The organism is Candidatus Accumulibacter cognatus, from assembly GCF_000584975.1.
GTDB classification, from domain to species: Bacteria; Pseudomonadota; Gammaproteobacteria; order Burkholderiales; family Rhodocyclaceae; genus Accumulibacter; species Accumulibacter cognatus.
In genome coordinates this window covers 26,949-37,159 of sequence record NZ_JDST02000080.1, presented here as the reverse complement: position 1 = coordinate 37,159, position 10,211 = coordinate 26,949, and the positions used below count along the sequence as shown (strand labels likewise).

7 protein-coding genes are annotated in these 10,211 nt (G+C 65.3%); 2 read left to right on the top strand and 5 right to left on the bottom strand.

Going from position 1 to position 10,211, the window contains the following annotated elements; genetic code table 11:
* Together AW06_RS20880 and AW06_RS14940 are read right to left on the bottom strand one after the other, a co-directional pair.
* Positions 1 to 984, bottom strand: a 984-nt coding sequence (locus AW06_RS20880) for a MoxR family ATPase (protein WP_273704755.1), incomplete at its 3' end; no start/stop codon positions are given.
* Between the two features lie 8 nt (positions 985 to 992).
* On the bottom strand, positions 993 to 2,363 hold the full coding sequence (locus AW06_RS14940; RefSeq protein ID WP_034951598.1) for an SEFIR domain-containing protein: 1,371 nt from the start codon (positions 2,361 to 2,363) through the stop codon (positions 993 to 995).
* Between the two features lie 506 nt (positions 2,364 to 2,869).
* On the opposite strand from AW06_RS14940, the gene AW06_RS14930 reads away from it, so the two are divergent.
* Complete coding sequence (locus AW06_RS14930; protein ID WP_034951595.1) at positions 2,870 to 4,963, top strand: DUF1631 family protein; 2,094 nt, start codon at positions 2,870 to 2,872, stop codon at positions 4,961 to 4,963.
* 110 nt (positions 4,964 to 5,073) lie between these two features.
* A complete protein-coding gene (locus AW06_RS14925) occupies positions 5,074 to 6,540 on the top strand; it encodes a DEAD/DEAH box helicase (protein ID WP_034951594.1) in 1,467 nt (488 codons plus the stop codon).
* 124 nt (positions 6,541 to 6,664) lie between these two features.
* Here the strand turns inward: AW06_RS14925 and AW06_RS14920 are convergent, their stop codons facing one another.
* The 3 genes from AW06_RS14920 to glcF all read right to left on the bottom strand — a co-directional run bounded on the left by AW06_RS14920 (position 6,665) and on the right by glcF (position 10,211).
* Positions 6,665 to 7,423 (bottom strand): protein phosphatase 2C domain-containing protein, encoded by a 759-nt coding sequence (locus AW06_RS14920; protein WP_034951593.1) that lies wholly within the window; start codon positions 7,421 to 7,423, stop codon positions 6,665 to 6,667.
* 135 nt (positions 7,424 to 7,558) lie between these two features.
* On the bottom strand, positions 7,559 to 8,926 hold the full coding sequence (locus AW06_RS14915; RefSeq protein ID WP_273704754.1) for an AMP-binding protein: 1,368 nt from the start codon (positions 8,924 to 8,926) through the stop codon (positions 7,559 to 7,561).
* Positions 8,927 to 8,957: 31 nt separating this feature from the next.
* A complete protein-coding gene (gene glcF / locus AW06_RS14910; protein WP_034951591.1) occupies positions 8,958 to 10,211 on the bottom strand; it encodes a glycolate oxidase subunit GlcF in 1,254 nt (417 codons plus the stop codon).

Genomic DNA, 10,211 nt, shown 5'->3' with positions numbered 1-10,211 from the left:
TGCCGGCGTCGCCGAGGCCGCTGCGGAGGCCGGGGTGACTGGCGGGCGATCCTGCGGCTGGTCGGCGTTCTTCACCAGCGCGTAGGCGGCCAGCCGCTGCAGCCAGTGGATTTGTTCGTCCGTGCGCGCTTCCTCCGGCGTGGCCTGCGTCAATTCGTGCAGCGCGCTGAGCAGGTCGATGTATTCGGCCAGCCCGACCTTCGGATAGCCCAGCCCGATCGCCACCTTGCGGTCGGCCAGCACCTGCCGTGCGGCGAGCCGGCGCGCTTCTTCGGCGATCGCAAGCTGGCGATGCATCCGGCCGCGCGTGGCCAGCCAGTCGATGAACGCTTCGTCGCCCTGCGGCGTCTCGTGCGCCGGCGGGTTGACGTTGAGCACGACGCAGCGGCGGACGAAGGCGGCGGGCAGCTCGCGCTCCTCGTTGGTGGTCAGGATGATCAGCGGCAGCCGGCCGCCGGCGGCGCGCACGGCGCGGTGCGCGAGCGGCGGCACCTGGAAGCTGCGGTTGCCGAGCACGTCGAGCAGCGCGTTCGGCACGTCGGCGTCGGCCTTGTCGATCTCGTCGATGAGCAGCACCGGCAGCGGCGCGCCGGCGCGCGCAAGCTCCATCGCCTGCCACAGCCGGCCGTGCTTGACGTATTTTTCGTTGCTCTCGTCGAAGCGCTTGAGCTCGGCGTCGGCCAGGCGTTCGACGGCATCGACGCGATACAGCAGGTCCAGCGCCTCGAAGCGCGGATGGATCACCTCGACCAGCAGCGGTGCGTCGCCGAGCACCCGCGCCGCGCAGCGCGCGATCTGGCTCTTGCCGCTGCCGGCTTCGCCGCGCACCAGCAGCGGCCGGCGCGCCGCGTAGGCGAGGATCAGCGCGTCGATCTCCGGCTGGCTCCACCAGTGGCCGGCGGCGGAAAAGTGCTCGCTCTCGGGCAGGCCGAGTTCGCTGTCGGGCTGCAGGGCGACGAAGGGGTTGGGAGGAGTCTGGGTCATGGCGCGTTTTACGATGAAGAAGAAGGAACAGATGGCGGCTGCGAGGCAAAGTCGGTACGTGCGGTCAGACAGATGGAGAGCTCGCCAATCTCCGCCATGAGCCGGTCCGCGTCCATACCGAGCAGCTTCGTGGTGAACTCGCTGGTTGGTACTTCGGCGGCGGGAAACAATACGGGGAGCTTGTGGTTACGGGCCAGTCCGGCTGCCGCCTCGACGCGCTGGAGACCATGGACGATCAGCGCGATTCTTCGCTGCCGGTCGTGGATGTCGTCGATCCGCGCCGCCAGCCGTGCCCGCTCGCGGGGCGTCAGTGGTGCGGCCTCGACGAACTTCTGCGGAGCGTCGGCCTGGTTCTCGAATACGGCGGTAAAGGCCGCGCGCTCGAACGCTTCGGTCTGCCGATCACCACTGACCGGAACGTGCACCTCGAAAACGTACTCCGGCTGTAGCTCACCGCCCGCCTCGACAGGCTTGAGATGCAATTCGCCGCCAAACAGGGCGGTGGCGATGATCGCGCAGATCACTCGTTCGCTCCTGGGGACAAGCAGCAGGTAGTCGCCGGGACGCACCTCGTTGGCGCGTGCGACGGCCGTATCCACCAGACGCATGGCGGCCAGGCAGTAAAGCGCAACTGCGGCCTCCTCAGCGAGTTTTCGTTGAAAATCCTCGTGTCGTCCGTGAGGAAAGGGTCCCAGCGCCCGTCGAACCAGGTAGAACAACTGCTGCACATCTGTGCTCTCGCGCCCGGCAAACCAGCGGACCATCGCGGCCGCGTCGCATGGCGGTTCGCTTTGAAACCTCTTCCTGAACTCCTGCTGCATCGCGACGAGGAACTGCCGCGCATCTGCCGCAGCAAGTTTCTCCGCAGCCAGGCGCTCGTGCTCGCAGGTAAAGGGGGGCTTGGGGTCCACCTTCCGTGGGCCGATTTTTTTCGCTTCGTCACCCGATCCATCGAGGATCATGCGCAGAATACAGTCGTAGCCGCCAGGAAAGCGGTGCCCGTTCCACCACGGCTTGAGGAAGGTCGGAATATTGCCCTCGTCGCCATCGTCGGGCAGGATCGGCTGGAACTTGGTGTTGCGCATCGCGGCGTCGTAGATCTGCTGCGTCACGATCGCGCCTTCGTAGGTCGCCCCGCGCCCGGAGTCCGGCGCCGCCGTCTTCTCGTAGCGGGCGCGGAGTTGGGGCGTGCAGACCACCAGCACGGTGCCGGACTGCTCGATGCAACCGAGCATCCATGTCTGCCACCCCTGCGCGGGCGGGCGATAAATGTAAGCATGATCGGTCAGGACGCGGCAGCCGCGCTGCACCAGCCAATCGGCCAGCGCCTTGACCGAAGCTCGAAGCGCCTCGCTTTCGTGCGCATAGCTGATGAACACGACGGGGGTTGCTGGGTATCCGAGTCTGAGGTCATGGCGAAGGTCCCGTTCTTCTCCCGGCGGACGGTGCTGCGAGGCTGGTTTCGAACTGGCGGATGCCGCGTCCGCTGGTGCGCATGCGTGCATTCGGCGTGGCCAGCGTGCGCGGAAACGGGCGTGCCACCCCGATTTACCGATGCGGGTGGCCATCGTGTCGCGCGCATGGCCGATGCAGGCCATCGTAACGCGAAAAATGCGATTCGGCCAGCACGGACATGTCCCTCCGGATCAGGCACCGGCGCCTCGCCAGGTGCCCTGGCCATGCCACCGGAGCCATCGCCAGCGGGAGGACAGCCTGCGCTCGCCAGCAGCAGGGCGAAGCCTCCGCCAGTACCTCGCGGGCCAGCAACGGGGGTCAGTTCAAGGTCGCCGTCCGGGTATCGCGAATCGCCATGACCCTTGGATGCGAAGTACAATAGACAAGACAAGTTGCCATCCCTCCCCTCCCCTCGCCTGGCCCGCCCTGCATGTCCGATCAAAGCCATCCGCCGCAAGCACCAGAAACAGGCGAAGATCGCTGTGCCATTCTCTGTGCCAGCAAGGAACTCTTTCAGCGCCGACTCAGCGACATCATCCGGCAGTGCGGGATACGCGTACCGGCCGTGCTCGCGGCCTTCGATCAGGAAGTCGGGGCGGCGCATGACGAGTTGGCCAACGCATCCGATTCCGATGAGGACGCCGATCAGCGCACCAACCTGACCGCCTCGCGCCTGACCCTGATGGGTGACGATGACCTCGAGCTGGACATCCGGATCAACGCCCTGATCACTCGCTTGCGCGAGGCCGGCGGCCGCAACCTGTGGCGCTGTCAGTCGCGCTACATGACCTTGCTCTGCCGGCCGGCGATGAGCGAGACCACCCATCCGGCTGGACCGGAAGCGATCTGTCTTGGCTTGTGGGCGATCTGCAGACACGCCGGCGGGGGTCTCGAGCCCACGCTGGCGCTGCTCGACCGGCTCGAACAGGGCCTCTGCCAACAGATCTCCGGACTCTATGGCGAAATCGACGGCCTGCTGGCGGGCCACGGCATCGGGCCAGCGCCAACAGGACAAAACCCGTCGGGCAGCACCGATCCCAGAACCGGCCGGTTACCCTCCGGCGACACCCTGCCCGCGGACGCCAACACCCTGTCGGCCCTGCAGCAGGCGGTCAGCCAGCAACTCGATGCGGATCGGTCGACCGTCCCGCAGCTTGCTCACCCCACCGCGGGATCGGGGAATCCCACGCTCGAAGCCGCCGCGCTGATCATGCTCAAGCATCTGTCCGAGCGCCTGACGGCGCTCGAGAACCGGTCGCTGTCGGCCAGCCTTGACGACGAACGCGCAGCATCACCGCCCTCCTGCAGGCCACTGGGCACCCTCAGGGCGAAGGATCTCGACCTGCCCCTGGGCAAACACGAAGCGGTCGCCTTCGACACCCTGGCGCTGATTTTCGAGGCCCTCCTCGACTCCGCCGACCTGCCCGACGCCATCAAGGAAGCGATCGGGCGGCTGCAGATCCCGCTGCTCAAACTATCGATCATCGATCCCTCCTTGTTGGCCAACGCCCAGCATCCTGCCCGCTCGCTGATCAATCGCATGGCGCGGGCCGGCGTTGGTCTGCCGCAGGAATCGAATCATCCGCTCTGCCAACGGATCCGCCAGCTGGCCGTAAGCGCCCGCCGGACGCTCGAACAGGATGGCTCGCTTGATCCCCAGCTGACGGAACTCGACCTGCTGATCAGGCAGCGTGACCAGGCCGTTCGGGAGGCGGCCGGAACGCAGGTGCAGACCGTGCTTGAGCACGAAAACCGGCAATACGCGAGGCTGCTCGCCGACCACTGGCTGCGCCTCAGTCTGGCGCGAACCGGCTCGCCGGAGATTGCCTCGTTTCTTGAGCAATACTGGTGGCGAGTCATGATCGCTGCCGCCGCGGAGGGCGGTATCCAGGGCAGACGCTGGCAGGAGGACAGCCACACTGCCGACGAACTGATCTGGAGCGTGCTCCCGAAGCAGACCGCCGAGGAACGTAAACGCCTCGCCGGGCTGGCCTCATCGCTGCTTGGGCGAATCAGCGCCGGGCTGGACGCCATCGGGGTCCCAGTCTCCGAGAGAACACCCTTTCTCGATACCTTGTTCGACCTGCAGACCAGTGCCTTGCGCAACCAGGCGCTGACCGCGCCGCCGCAGGCAGCACCCGCGCTCGAACGCCCGCCGGACGCACAGGCAGGCAAGCCGATGGCCGAGACTCTCCTGCGCGATCGTCACGGGCAAGCGATCCGTTATCTGCCCGATCCTGTCGGCGGCCAGGCGCCCCCAAGGGCACCGGCTGGCCGGAGTCCGGTGGGCGACTGGCTGCGTTTCATGGTCTCGCCCCAGGAGTCGCCGTGTGGTCTCTGCTGCTGGCAAAGCCCGGCCTCGGGAAGGGTTCTGTTGTTCAACCCGGAGTGGGGCTTCGCAGTAGCCATGCCACGCGCCACTCTCGATCAGCAGCTACGCTCGGGCCAAGCCTGGATCGTTTCGCGTATCGCCGTATTCGACGCGGCTGCAGAGCGTGCGCTCAAGCTCCTGAAGCGGCGATGACATCGGCAAGCCGGGCGCGCGCGCAAAGCCGGGCACCGATCGGCAATCGATGTATAATTCGTCTATCGCTATTATGCAATTGATTTTTGACTGATTTAAGGGTTCTGCGGATGCGTTTTGATGAACTGGGCCTGGCGCCTGAACTCCTGAGAGCCCTTGCCGACCAGGGTTACACCGAGCCCACGCCCATCCAGGCACAAGCGATACCGGTGATCCTTGCGGGCCGTGATCTGATGGGGGGGGCACAAACGGGCACCGGCAAGACGGCCGCTTTCACGCTGCCGCTGCTGCAACGTATTCTGGCCTTCGCCAGCCCGAGCCCGTCACCCGCGCGCCATCCGGTACGGGTGTTGATGCTGGCGCCAACGCGCGAACTGGCGATTCAGGTGTACGAGTCGGTCAAGACCTACAGCAGGCATGTTCCGATCCGGAGCTGTTGCGTTTTCGGGGGGGTCGACATCAAGCCGCAGATCGCCGAGATCCGCTGCGGCGCCGAGGTGCTGGTGGCGACCCCCGGCCGGCTGCTCGATCTCTTCGAACAAAAGTGCCTCAACTTCGCCAGCGTGCAGGCACTCGTGCTCGATGAGGCGGATCGAATGCTCGACATGGGCTTCGTCCCCGACGTCACTCGCATCATCAACCTGCTGCCCAGGCAGCGGCAGAGCCTGCTGTTCTCGGCGACGTTCTCGGAAGAGATCAAGAAGCTGGCCGACGGCATGCTCAAGTCGCCGGTGCTGATCGAAGTGGCCAAACGCAACACCGTGTCCGAGACGATCACCCACCGCGTCCACCCGGTGGCGGCCGAGGCCAAGCGCGCGCTGCTGGTCAAACTCCTGAAGTCGGCCGATTTCAACCAGGTGCTGGTGTTCACCCGCACCAAGATCGAAACCAACCGGCTTGCCCGCGAACTGCAAAAGGCCGGGATTGCCGCCGACTCGATCCATGGCGACAAGAGCCAGCAGGAGCGCCTGAAGGTGCTCGAAGCTTTCAAGGAGGGTTCGGTCCTGGTGCTGGTCGCCACCGACGTCGCCGCGCGCGGCCTCGACATTGACGAACTGCCGCACGTCATCAACTTTGAACTGCCGCGCACGCCGGAGGACTACATCCACCGTATCGGCCGTACGGGTCGCGCGGGCAAGCCGGGAACGGCCATTTCACTGGTCTCGGCCAGTGAGGTCGAGTATCTGGTCGAGATCGAAAAGCTGATCCGGATTCAGGTCGAGCAGGTTCCGGTTGCTGGCTTCGAACCCGAATACGACTATACCTACCCACCCAGCGGCAAACGCGGCCATCGCCGACCACTCCCGCCACCGCCGGCGCTTGCCCCGCTGGCTGCCCCGCGCAGCGAGCGCATGACGGGCCGCAATGCCCAGCGCGAAGGAGCGAACCGCGCCAGCAACGGGCGTTTCCCACACCTCGCCGCAGATGGCTTCGACTTCAGCAAGCCTTATGAGAGTCCTGCGCCGCTTGTGGCAGCGGTCGGCAACGACGCCGATAGAGCGCTGCACCATAGCGAACGCCCGCACAAACCCCGCCGTCCGGTCGCGGCGCTGCTGGGCGGCCTGGGGCGCAAGTAGCCGGCCGGCAGCCAGGTTAGGCAACTCAGTAATCTCCAACTCCTCCACTCGCGGTAGAGAGGGTCTGGGAAAAGGGTAACGGTCATGGGGGGTAACGGTCATGGCCTGGCAAAAGCCATGGCCGTTAAGCAAGCGGTGCCTCTAGCAGTTTCAGGATCGCGATCGAGATGTTGTCGCCGTCCCCGCTGCCAAGCGACCGTGCCCGGCCGATCAGCAACTCGGAGGCTTCGCGCGCCGAGGTCGAGCCATTGATCACCCACCCCAGTTCCTGATCGCTGAAATAGGCCCATAGACCGTCCGAGCAGAGCAGAAAGGTGTCCCCTGCCTGCAGGCCATCGGTTTCGCCAAAAGCGATCTTGGGGGCTTCGGCTCCCCCCAGCGAGGTCAACAGAATGTTCCGGTTGGGATGCACGAGTGCTTGCGCGGGCGTGATTCTGCCCTGCACCACCAGTTGCCCGACATAGGAATGATCGGTACTGCGAAAGACCAGGTTTTCACCCCGGAAATGGTAGATTCGGCTGTCACCGCAATGCGCCCAACTCGCCTTGCCCGGCTGCAACAGCAGCATCACGACGGTGCTGTGCGGATCCTTCTCGTTGATGAAACGCGATGTCTTGATCAGCATATGCGCTTCATTGATGATGGATTCCAGCAGTCCGCGTGCCGATTCGGTGCGTGCGGAAAAGCCTTCGAGATTGTTGCGAACGGTATGGATCACCTGCCGGGCAGCGATCACCCCCCCGGCATGGCCGCCCATGCCGTCCGCCACCACCGCCAGCGTCACGCCCCCGCCTTTGGGATGCGGCAGGATCGCCGCGCGGTCCTGCTGTTCGCGGCGATCCCCCTGATGCTGGGCGACACAGGCGTCAATCGTAATCGACATCGCGTAAAACTCCCGGTAATCGCTGCATGGCCTTCAGTCCTTCTCCTCATGAAAGCAGCTTCTGGCCTGGCTGCCGCTCCCGGCCATCGGAGCGGCGATCGACGGTCGGCAGAACAGCGGCAAATTCTATCGCTTTCAACGTTTCATGGGTTGGCCATCAGGGTGGAACACGTCGGCGCGCCCCTGGTACCAGAAATTGCCTTCTGCATCGATCTTCGCGAGATCGCCGGTCAGGACCCAGCCATCAGCGATGAACTTCCCGGTGGTCGCTTCGGGGTTCCGCCAATACCCGAGCATGATCACCGGATCGTCTTCCGCGTTGCACTGCCGATGCACGGCGAGTTCGCCCACTTCGCCCGGCGGCAGGACCTGGCCCTGGCGATCGATGACCGCCAGCCGATGCCCAGGGTAGGGGCGGCCCATCGAACCCGGTTTCACCGGCCAGCGCGAAGCACAATTGCCCAGCACATCGCCCATCCTGGTCTGCCGGAAGGTTTCGTTGATCGTCACTCCCAGCTTCTCCCTGGCCCAGTGAGAAACCGCTGCAGCGACCGGTCCGCCAGCGCTGACCAGCGTGCGCAGGTCGAGATCGTAGGTCGCCCTCGGGTCGGGGACCGCTTCCATCATCCTCTGCAGGGCGCCGGGAGAGTGCAGGCTGTTGCGCACGCCGTACTTCTCGATCAAGGCAAACGTTCTGGTGGCGTCTAAACGTCCCCGGTAAGCAAGCAGCGGCATCCCGAAGTGCCAGGTCGATAACAAACCATCGCACAGGCCCGCAGTACTCGCCCAGTCGGCAGGCGACCAGAACAGGTCACGCGGCTGCGGAAAGAAATCATGCGAGCAGACATAGCCGCTGAGCCTGCCGAGCAGCGTGCGATGCGCCAGCAACATTCCCTTAGGTCTGGCCGTGCTGCCGCTATCATAGAGGATCATCGCCGGATCATGGGCGGCGGTCGCTGCCGGCGTGTAGCGTGGGGAAGCATGTGCGAGCACGTCCTCCCAGCGTCTGAGATCCTTGCCGGCCGCAGCGCCGACGCAGAGCAGATGCCGCAGTCGCGGCAGCTTGTCGCGCAGCTGCCGCAACGTCGGCACTGTCCTTGCATCGACGATGGCCAGATGCGCGCCCGCATCGCCGAGCCGGTATGCGAGCGCATCTGGCATGCAGAGCGGCGACAGGGGGACGACCAGCGCACCCATCTGATAGATCGCGACATGCGCGATGGCCGCCTCCGGACACTGCGGCAGGATCAGTGCCACCCGGTCGCCAGGCAGCGTGCCGAGTGCCGCCAGCACGTTGGAAAGGCGATTGGCTTCGCGCTGAATGTCCCAGAAGGTATGCGCCGAAGTGAAACCGCTTTCGTCCTCGAAGTACAGCGCGAAGCGGCTACGGTCCTCGGCCCAGCGGCCGCAAACGTCGACGCCGATGTTGAAGCGTTCGGGAAGCTTCCAGCGAAAACTCCTGCACAAGGCATCGTAACTGCTGGCCCGACTGTCGATGAACATCGCTCTCCTGTAAGTGTGGGGTCTGTACGCTTCAGGAAGCGGCGTGCAAACGCTCGTCGATCAGTTCGATCCAGTGCCGCACCGGCAACTGGCTGCCGCTTTGCAGATGCATCTGGCAGCCGACATTGGCCGTGACCAGCAGAGCAGGCGAACCGGCATCGAGCGCCGCCAGCTTCTGGTCTCGCAACTGCCTGGCGAGAACCGGCTGTGTAATCGAATAGGTGCCCGCAGAACCACAGCACAGGTGCGCATCGGCGACCGGCGAAAGCTGGTAGCCGGCGGCAGTCAACAGCGCTTCGACGAGCCCGCGAATCTTCTGCGCATGCTGCAGGCTGCAGGGCGAGTGAAAGGCCACCCGCTCGCCGACACCGGCCCTGGCCGCGCGCAGCAATTCGAGCAGGCGAGGCTGCTCGGCGGCGAGCACCTCGGAGGCATCGTGGGTCATCGCCGAAATTCTGGCCGCCTTGTCGGCGTAGGCCGAGTCGTGTTTGAGCAGTGCAGCGTACTCGCGCACATGCCCGCCACAACCCGAGGCGGTCATCACGAAACCCTCGACGCGCCCACGTTCAAGCTCTGGCCACCAGGCATCGATGACACGCCGCATGTCGTCGAGGGCTTGTTCCCGGGCATCGAGGTGGTGGCGCAAGGCACCGCAACAGGCGGCGCCTGCCACCTCGATCAATTCGATACCGAGCCGGTCGAGAACGCGTGCGGTCGCCGCATTGGTATTGGGCGCCAGCGTCGGCTGCACGCAACCGGCCAGCACAACCATCCGGCGCGGGTGTGCAGCCGGCCGTAGCCCGCCGCCGAGGCGAGTGCCAGCGGGCATCGGCACCTTTTCGGCGAGCATGTCTGGCAACAGCGGCCGCAGCAGTTGGCCAATGCGAACCGCCGGCTTGAACATCCAGCGGCGCGGCAGCGCTTCGCGAAGCAGCGAACGCTTCGCGCGCGCAGCCAGCGAGCGCGGCACGCGCTGCTCCATGACGGCGCGTCCGATCTCGTACAGGCGGTGGTAGTTGACCCCCGATGGGCAGGTGCTCTCGCAGGCCCGGCAGGTCAGACAACGATCGAGGTGGAGCTGCGTCCTTGCGGTCACCGGCTGCCCTTCGAGCATCTCCTTGATCAGATAGATGCGGCCGCGTGGCCCGTCGAGTTCGTCCCCGAGCAACTGGAAAGTGGGACAGGTGGCATTGCAGAAGCCGCAGTGCACGCAGCTACGCAGAATCGCGTCAGCCTCACGCCCGGCCGGCGTGTCCTTGATGAAATCGGCCAGATGGGTTTGCAT